General features: G+C 35.5%; 14 protein-coding genes. 6 read left to right on the top strand and 8 right to left on the bottom strand.

Annotated elements, in window-relative coordinates; translation table 11 throughout:
* Positions 1–76: 76 nt before the first annotated feature.
* A complete protein-coding gene (locus Q0845_RS00070; RefSeq protein WP_298507309.1) occupies positions 77–1,849 on the top strand; it encodes a 1-deoxy-D-xylulose-5-phosphate synthase in 1,773 nt (590 codons plus the stop codon).
* Positions 1,850–1,930: 81 nt separating this feature from the next.
* Here Q0845_RS00070 and Q0845_RS00065 read toward each other — a convergent pair whose 3' ends face one another.
* The 5 genes from Q0845_RS00065 to Q0845_RS00045 form a co-directional block, all read right to left on the bottom strand.
* Positions 1,931–2,365 carry a DUF1801 domain-containing protein gene (locus Q0845_RS00065; protein WP_298507308.1) on the bottom strand — a complete coding sequence of 145 codons (435 nt, stop codon included), beginning with the start codon at positions 2,363–2,365 and terminating at the stop codon, positions 1,931–1,933.
* Between the two features lie 224 nt (positions 2,366–2,589).
* Positions 2,590–5,406 (bottom strand): T9SS type A sorting domain-containing protein, encoded by a 2,817-nt coding sequence (locus Q0845_RS00060; RefSeq protein WP_298507307.1) that lies wholly within the window; start codon positions 5,404–5,406, stop codon positions 2,590–2,592.
* A 345-nt stretch (positions 5,407–5,751) separates the two neighbouring features.
* A complete protein-coding gene (locus tag Q0845_RS00055) occupies positions 5,752–8,556 on the bottom strand; it encodes a T9SS type A sorting domain-containing protein (RefSeq protein WP_298507305.1) in 2,805 nt (934 codons plus the stop codon).
* Positions 8,557–8,614: 58 nt separating this feature from the next.
* Positions 8,615–11,512: a M4 family metallopeptidase gene (locus Q0845_RS00050; RefSeq protein ID WP_298507304.1), complete on the bottom strand. Its 2,898-nt coding sequence runs from the start codon at positions 11,510–11,512 to the stop codon at positions 8,615–8,617.
* 40 nt (positions 11,513–11,552) lie between these two features.
* On the bottom strand, positions 11,553–12,896 hold the full coding sequence (locus Q0845_RS00045; protein WP_298507302.1) for a deoxyguanosinetriphosphate triphosphohydrolase: 1,344 nt from the start codon (positions 12,894–12,896) through the stop codon (positions 11,553–11,555).
* A gap of 230 nt (positions 12,897–13,126) precedes the next feature.
* Here Q0845_RS00045 and Q0845_RS00040 point away from each other — a divergent pair, with 230 nt between their 5' ends.
* The gene (locus Q0845_RS00040; RefSeq protein ID WP_298507301.1) at positions 13,127–15,598 is read left to right on the top strand and encodes an inorganic phosphate transporter; all 2,472 of its coding nucleotides are present in this window, start codon (positions 13,127–13,129) and stop codon (positions 15,596–15,598) included.
* Positions 15,599–15,708: 110 nt separating this feature from the next.
* A complete protein-coding gene (locus tag Q0845_RS00035; RefSeq protein WP_298507300.1) occupies positions 15,709–16,413 on the top strand; it encodes a DUF6503 family protein in 705 nt (234 codons plus the stop codon).
* A 207-nt stretch (positions 16,414–16,620) separates the two neighbouring features.
* Here the strand turns inward: Q0845_RS00035 and Q0845_RS00030 are convergent, their stop codons facing one another.
* From Q0845_RS00030 to Q0845_RS00020, 3 genes are all read right to left on the bottom strand, one after another.
* Positions 16,621–19,059 carry a ribonucleoside-diphosphate reductase subunit alpha gene (locus tag Q0845_RS00030; RefSeq protein WP_298507298.1) on the bottom strand — a complete coding sequence of 813 codons (2,439 nt, stop codon included), beginning with the start codon at positions 19,057–19,059 and terminating at the stop codon, positions 16,621–16,623.
* Positions 19,060–19,212: 153 nt separating this feature from the next.
* Positions 19,213–20,193, bottom strand: a complete 981-nt coding sequence (locus tag Q0845_RS00025) for a ribonucleotide-diphosphate reductase subunit beta (RefSeq protein ID WP_298507297.1) — start codon at positions 20,191–20,193, stop codon at positions 19,213–19,215.
* Positions 20,194–20,465: 272 nt separating this feature from the next.
* Positions 20,466–21,035: a DUF3109 family protein gene (locus Q0845_RS00020; RefSeq protein ID WP_298507296.1), complete on the bottom strand. Its 570-nt coding sequence runs from the start codon at positions 21,033–21,035 to the stop codon at positions 20,466–20,468.
* A gap of 159 nt (positions 21,036–21,194) precedes the next feature.
* Here Q0845_RS00020 and Q0845_RS00015 point away from each other — a divergent pair, with 159 nt between their 5' ends.
* From Q0845_RS00015 to Q0845_RS00005, 3 genes are all read left to right on the top strand, one after another.
* Positions 21,195–21,779: a MarC family protein gene (locus Q0845_RS00015; protein ID WP_298507294.1), complete on the top strand. Its 585-nt coding sequence runs from the start codon at positions 21,195–21,197 to the stop codon at positions 21,777–21,779.
* Positions 21,780–21,865: 86 nt separating this feature from the next.
* Positions 21,866–22,072: a hypothetical protein gene (locus tag Q0845_RS00010; RefSeq protein WP_298507292.1), complete on the top strand. Its 207-nt coding sequence runs from the start codon at positions 21,866–21,868 to the stop codon at positions 22,070–22,072.
* Positions 22,072–22,674 (top strand): FAD-dependent oxidoreductase, encoded by a 603-nt coding sequence (locus Q0845_RS00005; protein WP_298507291.1) that lies wholly within the window; start codon positions 22,072–22,074, stop codon positions 22,672–22,674. The genes Q0845_RS00010 and Q0845_RS00005 overlap by 1 nt, the downstream gene beginning before the upstream one ends.
* Positions 22,675–22,917: the final 243 nt, after the last annotated feature.

The following is a 22,917-nucleotide window of genomic DNA, read 5'->3' as shown; positions in this document are numbered from 1 at the left end:
GATTATGGCGTAAAACTAAGAAGTTTTTAGTGAACCAATAGCAAAAATCGTAATTTTACCATTCTTAATTTTTTGAATGCACACATTACTTTCACATATTGATTCACCTGTAGATTTACGGAAACTTTCCAAAGAGCAACTGCCACAAGTCGCTAAAGAATTACGGGAATTTATTATTGATATTGTGTCTGTAAAAGAAGGACATTTAGGCGCAAGCTTAGGTGTCGTAGATTTGACAATTGCCTTGCATTATGTGTTTGATACGCCAAATGATTTACTCGTTTGGGATGTGGGACATCAAGCGTATGGACATAAGATTTTAACGGAACGACGTGAAATTTTCCATACAAACCGTCGAAAAAACGGCGTTTCAGGTTTTCCAAAACGCGATGAAAGTGAATATGATACATTTGGTGTGGGACATTCGTCTACCGCAATTTCTGCAGCCTTGGGAATGGCGATTGCATCTAAATTGAAGCATGATTTTTCAAAACAACATATTGCCGTTGTTGGTGATGCTTCTATTGCAAGCGGAATGGCGTTTGAAGCCATGAATCACGCAGGCGTAACCGACACGAATATTTTAATTATTCTGAACGATAACGCCATTGGAATTGATCCGAGTGTTGGTGCTTTAAAAATGTATTTGACGAATGTAAAGAAAGGAACGCAGAAGCAAGATAATATTTTTGAAGCGTTGAATTTTAACTATTCTGGACCAATTGACGGACATGATATTTTGGGTATTGTTGCTGAATTGGAACGTTTAAAAACGGTAAAAGGTCCAAAGTTTTTGCATGTAATTACCACAAAAGGAAAAGGCTTGCGCAAAGCTGAGGAAGACCAAGTGAAATATCATGCGCCTGGAAAGTTTGATAAACATACAGGCGAATTAAAGCCTAAAAATACTGCGCATTTGCCGCCAAAGTTTCAAGATGTTTTTGGACATACGATTGTAGAACTAGCACAGGAAAATGAAAAGATTGTGGGAATTACTCCTGCCATGCCTACTGGAAGTTCGTTAAAGTTTATGATGGAAGCTATCCCAGATCGTGCGTTTGATGTAGGTATTGCCGAACAACACGCCGTAACTTTAGCAGCTGGAATGGCAACACAAGGTTTGATTCCGTTTTGCAATGTGTATTCAACCTTTTTGCAACGTGCGTATGATCAGGTGATTCATGATGTAGCATTGCAAAATTTACCCGTAATTTTTTGTTTGGACAGAGCTGGCTTAGTCGGACAAGATGGTGCTACACATCACGGAGTGTTTGATTTGGCATATTTGCGCTGCATTCCAAACCTCATCATTTTTGCTCCTTTACATGAAGTTGCCTTGCGAAATATAATGTATACCGCGCAACTTGGTTTAAAACATCCAATAGCGATTCGTTATCCAAGAGGTCGAGGAATGCTACAAGATTGGAAATTGCCTTTTGAGAAAATAGAAATTGGAAAAGGAAGATGTATTAAAGAAGGAACGCATGTTGCTGTGTTGAGCATTGGGCATATTGGATCAGTTGCGATTGAAGCAGTGAAGGAATTCGATTTATCTAAACGAATTGCTATGTATGATATGCAATTTGTGAAACCTTTAGATGAGACTTTACTCCACGAAGTGTTTGCGAATTTTCAAAAGATTGTAACGCTTGAAAATGGCGTTGTTAATGGCGGTTTTGGAAGTGCTGTTATTGAGTTTGCTTCCAAGTTTAATTATACAAATGATATTCATGTACGTGGAATTCCAGATGAGTTTATTGAACATGGAACCGTAGAAGAATTGTATGAAGAATGCGGAATTTCTAAAGATGCCATCAAAGAACTTTTAGTGTCTTTACTTCGTCCTTGAGTTAGATTGTTTTTTCAACAATCTAACAAAGTTGTTTACTGGCACAAGTTTTAAACTTGCGCCAACGTATGCATTTTCAAATCAACTAATTGGTACATTGAATCTATCGTTGCCAACGATCGCTTTTGTGATGAGTTGTTTTAAAATATTCATATCGACATCTGCGAGACTTTTAACGTATAAACAACCACGTCCTGTTTTGTGTTTTCCGAGCTTGCTTAATAATTCTTCCTCAGTATTGACATCATAGGTCATATACAAAGATAGATGTGCTTTTCCTGGCGAAAATCCTGTATGAAACCATTCAAATTCGTCGCCGTTTTTTCGCTGATATGTATATTTCCCGTAACCAATAATACTAGTTCCCCAAATTTTCGGTTCTTTCCCTGTGATTTCCTTAAATACTTCTAACAAAACTTTCGCATCTGCTTTTCGCTTTCCATTTTCAACAGCTTCTACAAAAGCATTTACATCTTTGTCCGTTTCTGCATTTACCAATGTTTTCTTTTTTGCCATAATTAAAAGTTTTATGTTAGAAAAAGTATTTTTAATACTATAAAATTATGTGTTTAAAAGTACTTCTCGATACTATTTTTCTTTGAAAAATCACTCGAAGTGACGATTGAATATTTCAATAAAACACATAAAATTATTCGTGAATTCGTGGTAAAAAGACAAAATTCTTACGAAAATTCCTTGTTTTTGCTATAGAAATCAAAATAATGTTTGGCTTCTAAATACTATTCTATAATAATTTTAGTTACTTTAGATTGTAATCCTTGCTGAACTTTCATTAGATACATTCCCGAAGATAATCCGTTTAAAGTAATTGTATTCGACTGATTGCTTGACAAAGTTAACTTGTTTGTAAAAACTTGTTTTCCTTGAAGATTGACTACTTGAATGTTTGCTTTTCCGCTCACATTACTTTGAATATGAATGGTTCCGCTTGAAACCGTTGGATATATGGTAAATGTATCTTTTTTAGTAATTTCTTCGGTACTTAAAACTCCCGATAAGAATTGTCCTGTAAAGAATCCGCGTCCGTGCGTTGTTGCTAAGACAATTTTATCCGAATCGCGCATATCTAAATCCAATACAGGAACCGCGCGCATTCCGTTGTTAGATTGTACCCAAGTTGGAGAAGCTGTCTCAAAAGTTTGTGTTCGCCACACGCCCATTTCTGTTCCAATGATGACTTCTACACCAGAAGTTAACGGATTCATCAATATACATTTTACAGGCAAATCGGGTAAATCTCCTTCTTTAGTGCTCCAAGAAGTTCCTTGATTGGGTGAATACCAAATATTATCCACACCATAATTATGAAAGGTGACTAGAAGTTGATTTTCATTCAAGCCAAATTCAATATCCGAGATGCTTCCCGCAAAATTACTGTCACTTATGTCTGTAAACGTTGGTATTTCTGTATGTGCATTGTCTATTTTGAGCAATCTTCCGTTTTTTAAACCTGCATACAAGGTTTGTCCATCAGCAGAAATTTTCAATGCTGTTGGCGCATTGTCTAGTAAAGCATCTTGGAATTCAAACGTAATTACATTGCCATTTCCGCCATTTACATTGGAATGTTTCCCTATTTGAAAAGCTCCGTTCGAAATAGAAGCATTCGTATACAATACATTGTTTGTTTTGTCTAATTCTGCCACATTGATAAATTCGCCTTCACGGAAACTAAACGGATTCGATTCTGAAGCAATAAAATAGCCTGAAAAAAGATCAAATGAAGGATACGGAACGTAAGCATGATTTAAGAACGGAAACGAAATGATTGCATATCCATCAGCTTCGTCAATTTCAGTATACGCACCATCGCCACCAGCAACTATTGAAAAGTTATTAATTCCCACAGTCGCATCAATTGCAGACAAAGTTCCATTGTCTTGAGTTCCGCCAACAATATCATCGCCATCCAAAATGTCTGAATCTGCAAGAGCGCCATAATAAAATTGCGTCACATTATAATCTTTTACGCGCGCTTCTATCGCAGTGGCATTATTCACGGAAGTGGAAAAAACATTGCTAAAGTATACGCCGCCATCATTTCCTATAATAGCTTGATTGTTGTCATTGGGACGAAATGCAATGGCATGTTGATCCGCATGTACAAAAGAAGCCGTTATATTTTGCAATCCACTATCGTTTTTCCATTTAGAAATTTGATCCCAATTATTATTGACCGAATTGTATTTGAAAAGATCGATTCCGCCAACATATAAGTTATTATTTACATCGGCTTCAATGACCAAATCGTAAAAAGCTTGTCCGCGTGTAAAATCGGTTGCCGCAATTCCGCTATCAGCATCATTTGGTTCTGTTAGTGTATTTACAGATCCAAAGTTATTTGTAGTAATAAATACATCTGCTTGTCGATTGATTTCTGCCAAAATCCAAAAAGTCCCTGTATCTGTTTGCGAAGGTTCTATTTCTGTACGCTGTCCATTTGGAATGGTATATTCTAACGTAAACGTGTTTCCATCTGTAGATTGATAGATATAACCGCCAGGATTGTTGAAGAAATCGTTGGTAGTTGCTAGCCAAATATTGTTGTTGATGTCCAGTTCAATATCATTCGGATTTACATATAATCCGCTAGTGTATTGCAATGGAAATCGCGACCAATTTGCGCCTTCATCTGTAGATTTGTACAATCCGCGTTGATCAAATCCTAAAATATTGAATGGTGCTGCTGCATCACGATACGAAGCGCTTGCAATGGCTGCATAAACTTCGGTAGTTCCATTGTTGTTTCTTGCAACAATATCATTTACATGAAAAATTCCATCTACATAATACGAAGCGCCGTCTACGGAAGAAGTTCCTTCATTTCCACCTAAAACTTGCTGCCATGTTGTACCGCCATCGGTAGATTTATAGATTCCGCTTCCGACACCAAATCCGCTTGTATAGGATTCTCCAGAGCCCAAATATAGAATGTTGGTATTGTTTGGATCGGCTGCTAAAACCGTGACTGAGATATTATCTGGCAAACCTGTGACCAATTGCCATGATGCATTTACATCTGTGATGTCGTCGTTTACCCATAAACCACCCGAAACACTTCCTGCAAAAACACGTGTGTAGTCGTCGTTTGGATTTGGATTGTTGATATCATTCGGATCAAATAAGATAGCACGTGTACGACCTCCAATATTGTTTGGACCTCTTTCTATCCAAGCATTGTCAAAATCGTCTCCAGGTGCGCGTTCTTGTGTATTTTGTGAAGATAATTCTTGTTGTAATCGTTGTAAATTTTCAGGAGTTGGTCGTCCCAAAGCTGGATTCATCGTCAATTCCCATTGTTGTTCGTAATAGGCATTTGGTGGCATTCCTTGTGCTTTACGATCGGATCGAGCCATGTATTTTGATGTTGAAAATGGACTGTTTTGAAGATGATATGCATGTTGTTCCTGAAGCGTTTTTGCTGGAACTTTTTCTTCTGCTGCTTCTGCTTTCTTTTTACTACTGATGACATAACCAATAATTGCCAGAAACAACAAAATTATAAATACCCTTCTTTTTCTCGTTTTATCGTCCATAATCCAGAGGTTCGAAAGAGAAGGTTTCGATTGTGATGCTGCTTCTCTTACGCTGTATAATCTCAAATATAAATAACCTAACTCAAAGTTAACTGTTCTTACTGAATTTGCATCTTTTCGTAGATAAATTACCTTTAATTTGTGTTGAACAGATGCATCAGTAGAGATATTCCATTTAGAAGATACTTAAAAATATGCGCATGGCATAGTGGAAATGTTTGTTTTCTTTAGTTTTTTGACTGCGCTTAAAACGACAAATGCGAAACAACCTAGACTATATCATACAAAAAAAGCGAGCTTTATAGATAAGCTCGCTTTTTGTTTTTAGTAACAATTAAGCACTAATTATTCTATGACAATCTTTTGAGTTTTGATGGCATCGTTTTGTTGAATTTTTAAAATATAAATTCCCGATGATAACTCAGATAAGTTTAAGTTTGATGGTGTATTTCTACTTAAGTTGATTTCTTTTACACTTGCTTGTTGTCCTGCTAATGTATAAGCTGTAATCGTAGTTTTTCCGCTATCTTTTGCTTTCAGCGTAATATTTCCGTCTGAAATTGTTGGATAGATAGAAAAGTTATTGACAGCACTAAATTCTTCTGTACTTAAGATTCCCGGCAAGAATTGACCTGTAAAGAAGCCTCTTCCGTGTGTCGTAGCAAGTACTTTATTATCTGAAGCTCTTAAGTCTAAATCTAATACTGGCACTGAACGCATTCCGTTGTTAGAACGTACCCAATTTGGATTTGCCGTATTAAAGTTTGCTGATCTCCAAACTCCTAATTCTGTAGCAATGATTACTTCGGCTCCATCAGCAACTAATGGATTTCTTAGAATTGCCATGACAGGAATGTCTGGTAAGTCTCCATCTTTTTGTTCCCAAGTAACTCCTGCATCTGGTGAATACCACACATTATTTACTCCGTAGTTATGGAAAGTAACATATAAGTCATTTTCAGTTTCTCCGAATTCAATATCTGAGATACTTCCAACAAATCCTGGATCTTGTATATTTGACCAAATTCTGATAGGTGTTAATGCTGCTTCAATTTTTAATAAACGTCCGTTTCGAAGTCCAGCATATAATGTTTGTCCATCCGTAGTTGCTTTGAAAGCGGAAGGTCTACTGTTTAATAACCCATTTGTTAAATCGGCTCGCACTACATTTCCAGCTCCGCCTGTAATATTTTGAAACTGTCCTATACGTGCTGTACCACCAACCGATGTATTGGCATAAAATGTGTTGGTATTTTTATCTAATTCTGCTGTATTGATAAAGTCTCCACTATTTCCATCATTCGCTAAAAAATAAGCTCCAGAGAAGTTTAATGCTGGATATGGAATAAATGCATGAGTTAAAAACGGAAATGATGCAATCATATATCCATCATTACCATCAATGTCTGTAAACGCTCCATCTCCTCCTAAAAGTTCGCCAAAGCTGTTTATTCCTGCAGCGGCATCAATTGCCGTTAAGCTTCCATTATCTTGTGTTCCTCCAGCAATATCATCTCCATCGGCAGCATCTGTATCGCCAATAGCTCCGTAGTAAAATTGCGTTACATTATAATTTAAGTTTCTCGCTTGAATTGCTGTAGCATTTCCAGCTGAGTTTGCAAAGTCAGCACTGTAATACACACCTCCATCATTTCCTATGATGGCTTGTGTGTTATCATTTGGACGAAACACAATCGCATGTTGATCTGCATGCACAAAAGAAGCTGTAATATTCTGTTGTCCACCTCCAGTTTGCCATTTAGAAATCTGATCCCAAGTATTTGAAGTCGTATTAAATTTAAATAAATCAATACCACCTACGTATAGGTTATCATTTTCATCTACTTCAATCGGCAAGTTATAAAAAGCTTGTTGCCTTGTATAATCTGTTGGAGGAATCCCATTATCTGCATCATTTGGTTCTGTTAGTAATGTAATAGAGTTAAAACTATCTGTAGTTTGATATAAGTTTGCTTGCGATCCGTTTCCAACATCTGCCGCTACCCAAAATGTTCCAGGCGTTAGAGATGAAGGTTCTAACTCTGTACGTTGCGTATTTGGTAAAGAAAATACAAAGTCAAATGTATTTCCATCTGTAGATTGGTAAATTGCGCCTCCTTGGTTTCCAAAGTTATCACTAGTTGTTGTCAACCAAATATCATTGTTTAAATCTATCTCAATATCATTTGGATTCATGTACGTTCCATCAGGAAATTGGATTGGAAAACGCGACCACGTTGCTCCGCCATCATCCGATTTGTACAATCCTCTTTCGTTAAATCCTAAAACATTAAATGGTCCTTGTGCTTCTCTATATCTTCCACTAGCAAACGTTGCATAAATTTCGGTAGTTCCGTTATTATCTCTTGCCACAACATCATTTACATAGAAAATACCATCTACAAGAAATATTCCGTTTAAAGAATCTGTTGTTCCTGCATTTCCTCCAACAACTTGTTGCCAAGTGACACCAGCATCAGAAGACTTGTAAATTCCGCTTCCAACTGCAGATCCAAAAGTATAAGATTCTCCAGAACCAATATACATTGTATTAGCATCATTAGGATCTGAAACAATTACAGTAACCGAAAGGTTTCCGGGAAATCCTTCTACAATTTGCCAAGATGAATTTGCATCCGTAATATCTTCATTTACCCATAATCCTCCAGCAACTCCACCTGCAAATACACGTGTATAGTCATCCGCAGGATTTGCATTGTTGATATCATTAGGATCAAATAGCAATGCTCGTGTACGACCACCAATATTGTTAGGACCTCTTTCTTCCCATGTATTATCGATGGCATCTCCTGGCGCACGTTCTTGCAATTGAGATTGATTTAGTTGTCGTTGAATCGCAGGAAGATTTTCTGGAGTTGGTCTTCCTATGTTTGGATTCATCGTTAATTCCCATCGTTGTTCGTTATAGGCATTTGGAGGTAATCCTTGTGCCTTACGCTCTTTTCTAGATAATTTTTGTGTCTCTTTAAAAGGACTGTTTGCTAAGTAATACGCATGCTTCTCTTGCAGTGTTTGAACTTCCGAGATGCTTTCTTTTTCTTCGTTAGCAAATTTGTCAATAACCGTATACCCAAGTATTCCTAGAAATAAAAGGCCAGCAAATGCCTTTATTTTTGTTTTCCTTTCCATCAATTTTTGTTTTCTTTTTCTTTTTTGGTAGGATTGGTTTTATATATGGTTCAGGCGACTATTCAATAATAATTTTAGTAGACTGCACAAAATCTTCTCCTGCAACTTGCAAGATGTACAATCCTGATTGTAAGCTATCTAAATTAAAATCAATAGTTCCTGTTAACGTTACATCTTTTGTATATAAGCTTCTTCCGTTGATGTCATATACATTTACAGATACGTCACCTAAGTTTCTTGCTGCTTTGATGCTAAAGCTTCCATTTGATGGATTTGGATATACTGAAAAAGCATTGTTGTTTGCAATATCTTCTACACTTAATACAGAATCTACAATTAAATTATCAACAATAACTCCTTCATTATTTGTTGCTTGATCTGTAACTAACACAAATCTGAATACAATACTTGACTGGTCATCAAATGCTGATAAATTATATTTATATTCTTGCATTGTTGTGTCTGTACCTGTCCATTGTGATCCAATACATGTAAAACAATCTGTGTTTCCAGAAGAAGCAAATGTTCGATCACTGTTATACCAGTCTGCATCAGTTGCGCTTCCAAGTACATTCCAGTTTAAACCACCATTTGTTGAATATTCTACATATAAGAAATCCCAGTTTTGCTCAATATCAAATGCCATATCAAATCTTAGCTCTGGGTTTACAACACCATCTAAGTTATAGCAATCTGTTACCAAGTAGCTTCTAGTATTTTGGAAATAGTTTCCATTTAAGTTGGTAGCATATACATTTCCTTCTAAAGTAGTTGTTTCAAATACACTTCCCGCTTGTGAATAAAGACCTCTACTCCATAATTGCGGAATACCATCGGCATAGGTTAATAATTCATCATCTGCAGATTCAAAATCATAGACTTCTTGCACTGTACCAATTTCGTTTACACGTAGCGCAAAACCTTCTTGGTTGTTTGTTACATCACCATCATTTGTTAAGTCAACTGTAAAACTCAATGCATGCAATCCTTTCGTTAAAGTAATTGCAGGAATATCGATGTCTTGTGTTGCTCCAACAGGAATATTTCCGTTAAATGTGTATGTGTTTACCGCGCCTCCATCAATTGTATAGTTGATATCTAAACTTGTGATCGCTGTGGTAATTCCAGAGTTTTCTACACGAACTCTTGGTGAGTACGTATTTAATCCACAGTGAATTTCTGGATCTGATACAGATACCAATCTAGCATCTGTAGCTTGTGCTACATATTGTGGTCCAACATTTACTGCATAAAAAGCATCTTGTGTTGCAATAGCTTCTGGACTGTTTGATCCGTATAAGCTTAGTGCTACATCTACCGCTGCGTTTCTTGTGTCAAGGAATGTACTGTTTGGAGTTAAGTAGTCTCTTAGCACTATGTATGCTATTTCTTCAGCTTTTTGCATTCCAATTCCCGTTACATTGAACGCATTGAATGCATCATTTGTTCCCGATCCACCTTGTACTAATAAGTAAAACCAAAAGTTTAGTACACCACTATTACTGTGAACTCCACATTGGTCATTGCTATTATTTGGTGTTGGACAACCCGCTAGCGATGTTGGTCTCCAATTGTTTCCTTCATAAGTATCTGGATCTCCAAATAAACCTGGATTGCTCATACTACGAATTCCAAGTCCGTTTGCTGCAATATCTTCACCAATTTGCCAAGTTTCTGCATTTGGATTTAAGTCATCGCCGTTTCCTTTTGCATAGAATTCAATAGCTGCTCCCCATAAATCGGAATATCCTTCATTTAATGCACCTGATTCTCTAGCGTATACTAAGTTGTTTGCAAATTGTGTAACTCCATGTCCTATTTCGTGTGCACAAATATCAATACTTGTTAAGGGTTGGAAACCTCCGCCTCCATCTCCGTATGACATTACAGAACCATTCCAAGCTGCATTTACCCAGCTTCCGCCTCCATTAGGATTGGCAACATGAATATAGCTTCGCATTGCAAAACCATTTCCATCAATTCCGTCTCTTCCTTGTACATTTAACCAATAATCATATGATTGTATTGCGCCCCAATGTGCGTCTAATGCTGCATTGTCTAAGCCTGGAAATGACCAAATGTTATCATCATCTGTAAATTCAGCAAAGTTGTTGATGTATCCACCACCAAAAGGTATGTTTTGTGCATCTCTTGTAAATACACTTCTAGCGTCATCATTTAACGTATACATTCCGCTTGTTTCCAAACGTGTTTCAATATCTCTTAATCCACTATAACTTGTTTGTGCAGAACCTGTAACAAAAGCAGTTGATGCTTCCGATGTAACTTTAAGGTTTGCTGGATTGTTTAACATTTCACGTCCTTCATTGTTGGCGTGTTTGATAATCTTGTTATTAAACAAAATTTCTCCATTTTGTGCGTCCACATATACTTCTCCTCTACTTACAGGTTGTGTTGCATACACATCAAATTTGTAAGCTAAGTTTAGCAATCCTGAATATTGATCCATTTCTGGAAGTAATACCAATTCGCCTGCTGGCTTTGAGTAGTTCATTGCTGCTGCTTCCGAAGGATTTGACCATAAGTATTCTTGCGCTCCAACAAAAGCAGTTGCTTTTTCAAAAGCTTCTTGTGGCGATAAGGCTGGAGAAAGATTGACTCCAAGACCATTATACACTTCTCCATTGATACTTTTTACAGCATTGTTTTTTGAGTGAATAATCAACGTTCCAAATTCTATTTTGATTCCGTTGTAATACTGTTGCATTCGTTCATGTTTCATTCCTGTCCTGTCTTGGTTGACAATCGTTGTTTGGAATGTATGATTGCTATCTAAATTGAATTTTTGCAGAAATTCTCCTTGTGCTTTTTCTGGAGAAATTTCTTTTGTGAACTTAATCGTTTTGTTCACGGAAACTGCTTGTTGTGCTTTCATTTGCATCGCTAGCAAGGCACAAAAAACAAGTATTCCTGTTTTAATGTAATTTGAATACATATTTAGTAAATTAGGTTAAGAGGCTAAATATTTTTATAATTTACACAGTTTTTGCTGTGAGTTTGTTAAATAGAATTACCGCCTTACTATCTGATAATCTAGATATGTAATTGGTAATGTTCATCAGTCGTTTATACAAATGGTTTACTTCATAGTCTACATTTTCAGGCAAAACTTTCAAAATCAATTTGTCATAGTTAGAAAGTGTGCCTTTGTGATGATTTTCTACAGCAGTAATAAAAGTGTTAAGTAAATGTTGCAATACATGATATCCTGAGATTTCTTTTTCTATAACTTCATCACTTTTATATATTTTGTCAATGCTTATTTTAATAATGTCATCAATTTGTGCTTTGTATTTGCTTTTTTCCATCAATCCGATAGAAAATTCACCTGCACAAATGGCTTCTTCATTTTCTAAGAAAATACGAACTGCATCTTCTATAAGTGTGTTGATCGATAACGCTCTTAAATAACTCAAACGATCTTCACGATGTTGCAATAAGCTATATTTTTCCTTTTGAATGGTATCTCGCACCAAATTGATTAAATATTCTAGTGCTTTTTCTTCTTGTATTAATCCAAGATTAATTCCGTCTTCAAAATCGATAATTGTATAACAAATATCATCTGCAGCTTCTACTAAAAAGGTGAGCGGATGTCTTGCATACCGAACTTCTTCTCCTTCTCCATAGGTTTTTAGACCTAATTCATTAGCAACATCGACAAATGCTTCTTTTTGCGACTGAAATATTCCGTATTTCTTATCGGCAATATGTGATGTTGGTTTTTTAGGAAGCGATTGTTTCGGATATTTCATAAAAGCACCTAAGGTCGCATAGCTTAATCGTAAGCTTCCATCAACACCTTTACGGCTTTCTGTTAAAATCTTGAAACCATTAGCGTTTCCTTCAAAATCACATAGATCTTGAAATTCTTTTGCACTTAATTCTGATTGAAATTGAGTTCCATTTCCAATTTTAAAATATTCCCCAATTGCTTTTTCACCAGAGTGACCAAATGGCGGATTTCCAATATCGTGTGCTAACGCTGCTGCGGCTACAATAGCACCAAAATCATTGAATTGAAATCCATGAACTTCTTTTAAATGCGGATATTTTTCTAAGAGTTTTGTTCCTACTTTCCTTCCTAAACTTCGTCCAACTACCGATACTTCCAAACTGTGTGTAAGTCGTGTATGTACAAAATCTGTTTTGGATAGAGGCACAACTTGCGTTTTGTCTTGCAAGCTTCTGAAAGCAGATGAAAAAATTACCCTGTCATAATCAACTTCAAAACCCAATCGGGTTTCATCTTGTTCTTTACGCAATCGTTTATGGGTATCTCCGTGACGTTTTAACGAGAGTAATTGTTCCCAATTCATTAGAAAATAGCATTTTCCTCGCAATATACTACATTAATAATTGAAATGCCAATCCTTAACAATTATAGGAGTTGAATAGCAATATTTAAAGTAAAATGAAAGATATTTCCGTGCTTTTTGAGTTATTTGTTATATTTATCAAAGCTATCATATGCGTAAGATATAACCTTATGGTAACATTACATTTGATGACAGTATTGATATTTGTAAATTATTTTTAATATCCTCATATGGACAATATTTACTTACTGATGATTATTGCTTTGACTGTGTTGGCAATTGCCGATTTAGTCGTTGGAGTTAGTAATGACGCAGTAAACTTCCTAAATTCAGCCATTGGCTCAAAAGCCATTTCCTTTAAAACGATTATGATTGTTGCTAGTATTGGAGTAGCCATTGGGGCTATTTTTTCCAGTGGATTGATGGAAGTCGCCCGGAAAGGAATTTTTACGCCACAATTATTCGTTTTTCATGAAATCATGATCATTTTTATGGCCGTCATGATTACCGATATTTTACTGCTCGACTTTTTTAATACGCTTGGAATGCCTACTTCTACTACGGTTTCCATTGTATTTGAATTGCTTGGTGCCGCGGTAGCTATGGCGTTAATAAAAATTAGTAACCAGGACGAAGGGTACGATACCTTACTTCAATATATAAATACCTCACAAGCCACAAAGATTATTATAGGAATTCTACTTTCCGTCGTCGTCGCCTTTAGTATTGGTGCACTGGTACAGTGGGTTTCGCGATTATTATTATCCTATAATTTTAATAAAAAAGCACGTTGGGTTGGCGCCTTGTTTGGCGGAGTCGCCTTAACAGCTATTACCTATTTTATTTTTGTAAAAGGAATTAAAGGAACTGATTATGCAAAATCAGCGCTAGGTGTTATTTATAATGGTTCTCTTGATGGAGTTGTCGCTTTTGTTAATGAATATTTTGGAACAACGTTAACAACAATTGAAGAAATCCTAAAGCATGATGACACAAAAGGGCTTGTTAAGATTAATGAAACAACAGGAGAAACTGCATTAACACTTAAAGGTTTCTTAGATGTATATGTATTGCCAATTGTAGCTATCAGTTTCGTTGCATGGTCTATGATTTCGTATGCAATCATGTCGTTCCTTAAAACGAATATTTATAAACTTATTATTATTGTTGGAACCTTTGCTTTGGCTTTGGCTTTCGCTGGAAACGACTTGGTTAACTTTATTGGCGTACCTATTGCAGGTTGGCAATCGTACGGTGAATTTTCAAAATCTATACCTTTAGATACTGCTTCAGCGACTGAAATTTATAACGCTGCTACTACCTTTAAAATGGATTTTCTAGATAAAACGGTAGAAACACCTACACTTTTCTTAGTCCTGGCAGGATTAATTATGGTAATTACTCTTTGGTTTTCAAGCAAAGCAAAAGCGGTGGTAAAGACATCGATAGATTTATCTAGTCAAGAACAAACTAAAGAACGTTTTAGACCAAATTCCTTATCACGAGGTTTTGTGCGTGCTTCTATTGGAATTTCACAAGGAATTTCACAAATCACACCAAATTCATGGAAAAAGACGATCGACAAACAGTTTACCATGCCTCCAGCTAAAACATATAAAAGTAAAGAGGATATACCTGCGTTTGACATGGTTCGTGCCGCAGTAAATTTAATGGTAGCCAGTGTATTGATTTCTATTGCAACTTCTATGAAATTACCTTTGTCTACAACATATGTGACTTTTATGGTAGCCATGGGTACATCATTAGCCGATAGAGCTTGGGGCGCAGAAAGTGCTGTATACAGAGTTGCAGGTGTATTGAATGTTATTGGAGGTTGGTTCTTCACGGCAATTGTTGCCTTTTTAGCTGCAGGATTGATCGCATTTTTACTGAACATTCATCTTGAAATTATGTTGTTGCTATTATTAAGTTTAGCAGCATTCTTGTTAATCAGAAACTACATGATTCACAATAAAAAAGCAAAAGAAGCAAAAGTAGAAGATAGTCTGAAGAAAGCAGAAAGCAGTTCGGTACAAGGTGTTATTCACGAAAGTGCAGACAATATTGCCAATGTATTAAAGAGAGGAAATAGAATTTACACGAGCGCTATTAATGGTTTGGCTAAGCAAGATTTAAATAAACTGAAAAAGAACCGAAAAAACATCTCTAAACTTTCTGACGAGATTGATGAATTGCGTGACAATATTTTCTTCTTTATTAAAAATTTAGACGAAACTAGTGTAGGTGCAAGTAATTTCTATATTAACATATTAGGGTATTTACAAGACATTACACAGTCGTTAGAATATATTTCGAAAGCGAGTTTAAAACACGTAAACAACAATCACAAGAAACTTAAATTCAATCAGATTAAAGAATTGAAACAAGTTGATGAAGCGTTGGAAACCTTGTTCAATAAAACGAAAGAAGCTTTTGATTCTCGTTCGTTTGAAGAAATTGGAGATGTACTCTCAAATAGAGAAGCCATTTTTCAATTGGTAGAACAAAAGATTCAGAAACAGGTAGAACGTACGCGTACAGAAGAATCAAGTCCGAAGAATACCACTTTATATTTTGGTTTATTATTAGAGACTAAAGATTTAATTAAAGCTACCATGGATTTATTGGAAGTGTATTATAAAGCACACGATAGCTCTGTAGAACCTGCTAAGATTAAGGATAAAAACGACGAACAAGAATAAAAATAATCATACATACAGTATTAAAAAACACAATCAAAGCGATTGTGTTTTTTTTGTTTTGATCTAATCCAAAAATACTATCTTAGACAGATCAATTTAAAATTACCAACATGATCAAACCAATCTTAACATACATTTTCTTAGTATGTACTGCCATTTCTTTTGGACAAGAATTGACAGGGCAAGAACTACTCGATAAAGCCATTCAATACCACGATCCGAATGGAAATTGGAAAATATTCAACGGAACATTACAGGTTACCATGGAAACTCCCAATAATGCAAATCGCGTAAGCACTATTAAAATCAATTTACCTAAAGAATATTTTTATGTAAAAGCTACGCGCGATGAAAAAACAACCGAATATACCGTAGAGAAAAACGACTGTACGATTGCTTTTAACGGCAAAACAGATATTTCTGAAGAAGTTGCTAAGGAGAACAACTTAACTTGCGAACGCGCCAATTTATACAAGAATTATTATACGTATTTGTATGGTTTGCCAATGAAATTGAAGGATGAAGGTACTATTATTAGTCCTACAGTACAGAAGAAAACCTTTAAAGGCAAAGAATATTTGGTTTTGAAAGCTACTTATAAAGAAAGTGTCGGAAAAGATACATGGTACTTTTATTTTGATCCAAAAACTTACGCGATGGAAGTGTATCAGTTTTATAAGAATGAAGCAAAAAATGATGGAGAATACATTTTATTAACAGAAGAAACTGTCATTAACGGAGTTAAAATGCCAAAGAAACGCGCTTGGTATTATAATAAAGATAATGGATATTTAGGAACAGATATATTAAAGTAGATCGCTTTGCTGTTAGATTTTAGACCGCTTCGCTACTAGATATTAGACTTGCTTAGACTTGCTTAGACTTGCTTAGACTTGCTTAGACTTGCTTAGACTTGCTTAGACTGAAATTACACGTTTAACTCAAGTTAAAAAAATAAAAAAGGGAATACTTTAAATAGTATTCCCTTTTTTATTTGTCGGTTTTCTATAAAAACGTATGATTTAAGAACCACACATTAAGCAATCGTCATCTTGACCATTTTTTGCTCTTGCAATCATTTCTTTCATTTCTTCTGGCGTTAATGGCTCCACCGCAACAGGTGCTGGCTTTGTTCCTACAGTTTCTACTGAAATTGCAGCCGCAGCTTCTACCGCTACAGGTGCTTTTTTCACTTCTTTTTTCACTGTAAACTTGATTGCATCTACTGCCGATTTTGTTCGTAAGTAGTACATTCCTGTTTTTAATCCAGATTTCCATGCGTAGAAGTGCATTGATGTTAATTTTGCCATCGTTGCGCCTTCCATAAATAAGTTTAATGACTGTGATTGATCAATGAAGTATCCTCTATGACGCGACATGTCAATGATATCTTTCATACTCAATTCCCAAACCGTTTTATATAAATCTTTAATGTCTTGTGGAATTTCCTCAATGTGTTGGATAGAACCGTTAGCACGCATTAATTCTTGCTTTAAATCTTCTGTCCACAATCCTAAGTTCACTAAATCTTCCAATAAGTGCTTGTTTACCACGATGAATTCTCCAGAAAGTACTCTACGCGTATAAATGTTTGATGTATAAGGTTCAAAACATTCGTTGTTTCCAAGAATCTGTGATGTAGAAGCTGTTGGCATTGGCGCTACTAATAATGAGTTACGCACTCCATTTTCAGCAACTTCTTTACGTAAACTTCCCCAGTCCCAACGACCGCTTAATTCTTCATCTTTAATTCCCCATAAATTGTGTTGGAATTCTCCTTGCGATATTGGCGAACCTTCATAAGTTTGGTATGGTCCTTCTACTTTTGCCATTTCCATAGAAGCTGTAACTGCTGCAAAATATAAGGTTTCAAATATTTCTTGGTTCAGTTTCTTAGCTTCATCTGAAGTAAACGGCATTCTTAATTTGATAAATGTATCTGCCAATCCTTGTACACCTAATCCAATTGGACGGTGACGGAAATTAGAGTTTTCTGCCTCTTTTACAGGATAGTAGTTTCTATCAATTACTTTATTTAAATTCTTTGTTACACGCTTTGTTACACGGAATAGTTCGTCATGATCAAATTCTTTTCCTTTGATAAACATTGGCAACGCAATCGAAGCCAAGTTACAAACCGCTACTTCATCTGGAGATGTATACTCCATGATTTCTGTACATAAGTTTGATGAACGAATGGTTCCTAAGTTCTTTTGGTTCGACTTACGGTTCGCAGCATCTTTATATAACATGTATGGCGTTCCTGTTTCAATTTGAGATTCTAAAATTTTCTCCCATAACTCACGCGCCTTGATTGTTTTTCTTCCTTTTCCAGCTGATTCGTATTTTAAATACATTGCTTCAAACTCTTCACTGTGTACATTGAATAAGTTTGGACATTCGTTTGGACACATTAATGTCCAAGGCCCATTTTCTTCTACACGCTTCATGAATAAATCTGGAATCCACATTGCGTAGAATAAATCACGCGCACGCATTTCTTCCTTTCCGTGATTCTTCTTTAAATCAAGGAAGTCAAAAATATCTGCATGCCATGGTTCTACATAAATAGCGAACGAACCTTTACGTTTTCCTCCACCTTGATCTACATAACGTGCCGTATCATTGTATACACGTAACATTGGCACAATTCCATTACTTGTTCCATTGGTTCCTGCAATATATGATCCTGTAGCACGAACGTTGTGGATAGATAAGCCTATTCCTCCTGCTGATTGTGATATTTTCGCCGTTTGTTTAAGAGTGTCGTAGATTCCATCAATACTATCGTCTTGCATAGCTAACAAGAAACATGATGACATTTGCGGTTTTGGAGTTCCTGAGTTGAATAACGTTGGAGTTGCATGTGTAAAGTACTTTTTAGACATTAACTCATACGTTTCAATCGCTGCATCTAAGTCATTCAAGTGAATTCCAACAGAAACACGCATTAACATATGTTGTGGACGTTCTGCAATTTTTCCGTTTAACTTTAGTAAATATGAACGTTCTAAAGTTTTGAATCCGAAATAATCATATCCAAAATCACGGTTATAAATAATAGTAGAATCTAAACGATCTGCATTATCCATAATTACTTTATATACTTCATCCGATAATAATGGAGCATCTTTACCAGTTCTTGGGTTTACATATTCATACAAATCAACCATTGTTTCAGAGAATGATTTCTTTGTATTCTTGTGCAAGTTTGACACGGAAATACGCGCAGCCAATCGTGCATAATCGGGATGCGTTGTCGTCATTGTGGCCGCAATTTCTGCTGCCAAGTTATCTAATTCTGAAGTAGTTACACCATCATACAAGCCTTCAATAACTCGCATAGCAACTTTTACAGGATCTACCAAATCGTTTAAGCCATAGCATAACTTTCTCACTCTCGAAGTGATCTTGTCAAACATCATTGGCTCTTTTCTTCCGTCTCTTTTTACTACAAACATACGCTCATCTGTTTTTTTTGTTTTTCTGACTCTCGTTCAGAAAAGGGGTTAGTTATTTTACCAATTTTTCGGCGAAAAAATCAGTAGTTGGGATTTTATTAATGTGTTTTAAAATTTTGATTGTAGTACAACCAAAATCAAAGGAGTTTTCTTTTAGAAATCAGCGTCAAAGCTAAATTTGTCTTTCTCTTCTTCTTTATTCAGGACACCTGCTTTTTGATATTCTGATACTCTTTTTTCAAAGAAGTTGGTTTTACCTTGTAGCGAAATCATATCCATAAAATCGAATGGATTTGATACATTGTACTCTTTCTCACAACCTAATTCTTGTAAAAGTCTATCGGTAACAAACTCCAGGTATTGTGTCATCAATTTAGCATTCATTCCAATAAGACTTACAGGTAAAGATTCTGTAATGAATTCGCGTTCTATATTTAGTGCATCCACTATAATACCACGAATACGCTCTTTAGGAACTTTATTTATCAAGTGATTATTGTGTAAATGCACTGCAAAATCACAGTGAACACCTTCATCACGAGAAATTAACTCGTTAGAAAACGTTAATCCTGGCATAATTCCTCTTTTCTTTAACCAGTAAATAGAACAGAAAGCTCCTGAAAAGAAAATACCTTCTACAGCTGCAAACGCAATTAAACGTTCTGCAAAACTTGGCGATTCAATCCATTGTAAAGCCCAATCTGCTTTCTTTTTGATTGCAGGGAAATTATCAATTGCCTTAAACAACTTTTCTTTTTCTTTTTCATCTTTAACATATGTGTCAATTAATAACGAATATGTTTCTGAATGAATGTTCTCCATCATGATTTGGAATCCGTAGAAAAATTTAGCTTCTGAATATTGAACTTCATTTACAAAGTTCTCCGCTAAGTTTTCATTTACAATTCCGTCTGATGCAGCAAAAAATGCAAGAATGTGTTTAATGAAATAACGCTCGTCATCATTTAATTTAGTTGTCCAGTCTGTCAAGTCTTGGTGAAGATCAATTTCTTCTGCCGTCCAAAAACTAGCTTCGGATTTTTTGTACCACTCCCAAATATCTGCATGTTTTATTGGGAAAATCACAAATCTGTCTTTGTTCTCTTGTAAGATGGGTTCTATTGCTGATGACATAAAATTATCGAGTTTTTTAATGTAAAATTGGGTAAAAGACTATTGTTTGATTTGGGAATAACAAAGATTGGAAATTGTCGTCGGAAATGAAAGTGTAACTTATTCACAAAGTTCATGAGTTTTTAACAACAATACAGTTTTTTCTTACTTTTTTAAGATTTTCTAAAATGGCATTTTTTGTTGATTATCAAACACTTACAAGAATCAATCCTTTGTTAGCAGCGATAAAACCAGCGTTTTTAAAAAAAAATGGGAAAAAGATTTTTTAACAACTAGCGACCTAATTTTTTTGCAGTCTTTTCCAATTCGCTATACCAATCTTCTCCAAATTTTCGAACCAGTGCTTCTTTTACAAATTTGTAAATCGGCACTTGCAATTCTTTTCCTAAAGAACATGCATCATCACAAATTGGCCATTTATGATAATTGACAGCTGAAAAATCACTGTAAGCTTCCACACGTATTGGATATAAGTGGCAGGAAATAGGTTTTTTCCAATCGACCAAACCTTTGTTATATGCTTCTTCAATTCCGCACAAAGCAGTTTTCTTATCATCAAAAATAACATAGGCACATTCTGCACCATTTACCAAAGGCGTTTCTAAGTCTCCATTTTCTTGAACTATATAGGTTCCTTGCTTTTCAATGGCTTCAATACCTTCTTTACGTAAAAATGGTTTTACCTTAGTATATATGTCTTCTAATATTTTGACTTCTTCTTTTTCAAGTGGCGCACCGGCATCACCTGCTATACAACATTCTCCTTTACATGCCGATAAATTGCATGCAAAATCATTCTCAATAATATCTTCTGAAATGATGGTTTTTCCTATCTGAAACATGTGGCAAATATACTTTTTTTCTGACTGTTTTTTTTGACTTCATATTCAAATTTAAAACCCGCTATTTATTTCCTTTTTTTTAACCTAAAAAATATGTCTTTTCGCTTTGATAATTAGGCGAATAGTGTACTTTTGCCGCGAATTTAAAAATGTATCGAAATGGATTTAAATTTTAAACACATTTTAACAGCGAGCATGGTGCTTTTTGCTGTTATTGATATTATTGGAAACATTCCTATTATTATCGATTTACGTCGTAAAACAGGACATATTCAATCGGGAAAAGCCACCATTATTGCGGGCATTATTTTGACCGTATTTTTATTTGTTGGAGAGAGCTTATTGAGCTTGATAGACATTTCTGCTAGTCAGTTTGCTATCGCAGGTTCGTTTGTGCTGTTCTTTTTAGCCTTGGAAATGATTTTAGGAATTACCTTATTTAAAGAAGATGGTGAAGGCAGTATGAGTGATGCTTCCGTATTTCCTATTGCTTTTCCATTAGTTGCTGGACCTGGAAGTTTGACTTCTATCCTATCACTTCGTGCAGAATTTAGTGCCACAAACATTGTCATTGCTATTTTAATCAACATGATTATTATGTATGCTGTGTTGAAAGCTTCTGCTCAAATTGAACGTTGGTTAGGACAAAATGGAATTCGTATTTTACGAAAAGTCTTTGGTGTTATTTTATTAGCCATTGCTGTTAAAATATTTACCACAGGTATTCAGGAAATATTTAAGTAAATTTGTAAACTGAAAAAATTGATGCGCACGCAAAGTCTACTCGATTTTGCATGCGCACAAAAATTCAGCTCTAAAGAAAATCGAAAATGAAAAAATTCTCTTATATATTTATTGTACTTGCAGTAATACTTAGTATTTATAATGCAACAAAACTAGATTTTAACAATCTGTTTCAAGGTGACAGTTTGGTAGCTGCAATTAGTATTGTGGCAGCTTTGTGTGCCATTATGATTTTATTAATTTTTCTGACTTCTAAAAAGATTCAAGAGAAAATAGACAATCATAAGAAGTAATGTTTGATGTACTTGTAATTGGCGGCGGCGTTTCAGGAATGCAATGCGCGCTCGTATTAGGTTCTGCAAAGGAAAAACCATTTGCGGCAGATAAGAAGATTGGTATTGTACTACACCAAAAGTCTTCACATTTACAAAATGCATTGTTTAATAATGTTTTAGGTTTACCGAAAGGAAAAACAGGCGCTTCTGTGCTGGAAGAAGGACAAGCGCAATTGTCAGAAACATATCCGCATGTACAACAAATTGCCAACGAAAAAGTATGCGAAATTACAGGTGAAGCTGGCAATTTTCAAATCATCACCAATAAAAATACCTATCAAAGTAAGCTTGTAGTACTTGCGCTAAATTATGCAAAACCATTTACTATTGATGGTTTGGACGAGTTTATTGCTCCACATCCAAGAGCCGCAGCAAAGAAAGATCGTGTGTATTTAAAAAATGAAGATCATTTGATAAAAGAAGGTTTGTACGTTTGTGGAACGATTGCTGGCTGGAGAAGTCAGTTTGCCATTGCCGCTGGAAGTGGCGCACAAGTAGCCACCGATATTTTGACACTTTGGAATGATGGAAATCATACGAAAGTGCATGATAAGGTTTGATTTTTTATTTTTTGTCACGAATCCACGAATTGTTTTCTCGCTTATGGTATTGTGTAAGATGTAAATGAATACTTTTAAATGTTTTTGATGCGATGCTGAATCAAGTTCAGTATGACGAGAATGAGCTATTCAAAGGACTTCTCGATACAACGAATCAGAGATTCACCACTCCTTTAGATTAGCATTCAATAAATCATTAACTTAAAAATGGAAAAGATACACTATCAAGTCACTCCAAGTTTT

The organism is uncultured Kordia sp., assembly GCF_947489565.1.
Lineage (GTDB): Bacteria > Bacteroidota > Bacteroidia > Flavobacteriales > Flavobacteriaceae > Kordia.
This window is presented reverse-complemented; position numbering and strand designations above follow the sequence as displayed.

Excerpts from the sequence above, each read along its gene's own strand:
- Q0845_RS00070 (WP_298507309.1), top strand. The coding sequence starts at position 77 with ATGCACACATTACTTTCACATATTGATTCACCTGTAGATTTACGGAAA.
- Q0845_RS00065 (WP_298507308.1), bottom strand. The coding sequence starts at position 2,365 with ATGGCAAAAAAGAAAACATTGGTAAATGCAGAAACGGACAAAGATGTA.
- Q0845_RS00060 (WP_298507307.1), bottom strand. The coding sequence starts at position 5,406 with ATGGACGATAAAACGAGAAAAAGAAGGGTATTTATAATTTTGTTGTTT.
- Q0845_RS00055 (WP_298507305.1), bottom strand. The coding sequence starts at position 8,556 with ATGGAAAGGAAAACAAAAATAAAGGCATTTGCTGGCCTTTTATTTCTA.
- Q0845_RS00050 (WP_298507304.1), bottom strand. The coding sequence starts at position 11,512 with ATGTATTCAAATTACATTAAAACAGGAATACTTGTTTTTTGTGCCTTG.
- Q0845_RS00045 (WP_298507302.1), bottom strand. The coding sequence starts at position 12,896 with ATGAATTGGGAACAATTACTCTCGTTAAAACGTCACGGAGATACCCAT.
- Q0845_RS00040 (WP_298507301.1), top strand. The coding sequence starts at position 13,127 with ATGGACAATATTTACTTACTGATGATTATTGCTTTGACTGTGTTGGCA.
- Q0845_RS00035 (WP_298507300.1), top strand. The coding sequence starts at position 15,709 with ATGATCAAACCAATCTTAACATACATTTTCTTAGTATGTACTGCCATT.
- Q0845_RS00030 (WP_298507298.1), bottom strand. The coding sequence starts at position 19,059 with ATGTTTGTAGTAAAAAGAGACGGAAGAAAAGAGCCAATGATGTTTGAC.
- Q0845_RS00025 (WP_298507297.1), bottom strand. The coding sequence starts at position 20,193 with ATGTCATCAGCAATAGAACCCATCTTACAAGAGAACAAAGACAGATTT.
- Q0845_RS00020 (WP_298507296.1), bottom strand. The coding sequence starts at position 21,035 with ATGTTTCAGATAGGAAAAACCATCATTTCAGAAGATATTATTGAGAAT.
- Q0845_RS00015 (WP_298507294.1), top strand. The coding sequence starts at position 21,195 with ATGGATTTAAATTTTAAACACATTTTAACAGCGAGCATGGTGCTTTTT.
- Q0845_RS00010 (WP_298507292.1), top strand. The coding sequence starts at position 21,866 with ATGAAAAAATTCTCTTATATATTTATTGTACTTGCAGTAATACTTAGT.
- Q0845_RS00005 (WP_298507291.1), top strand. The coding sequence starts at position 22,072 with ATGTTTGATGTACTTGTAATTGGCGGCGGCGTTTCAGGAATGCAATGC.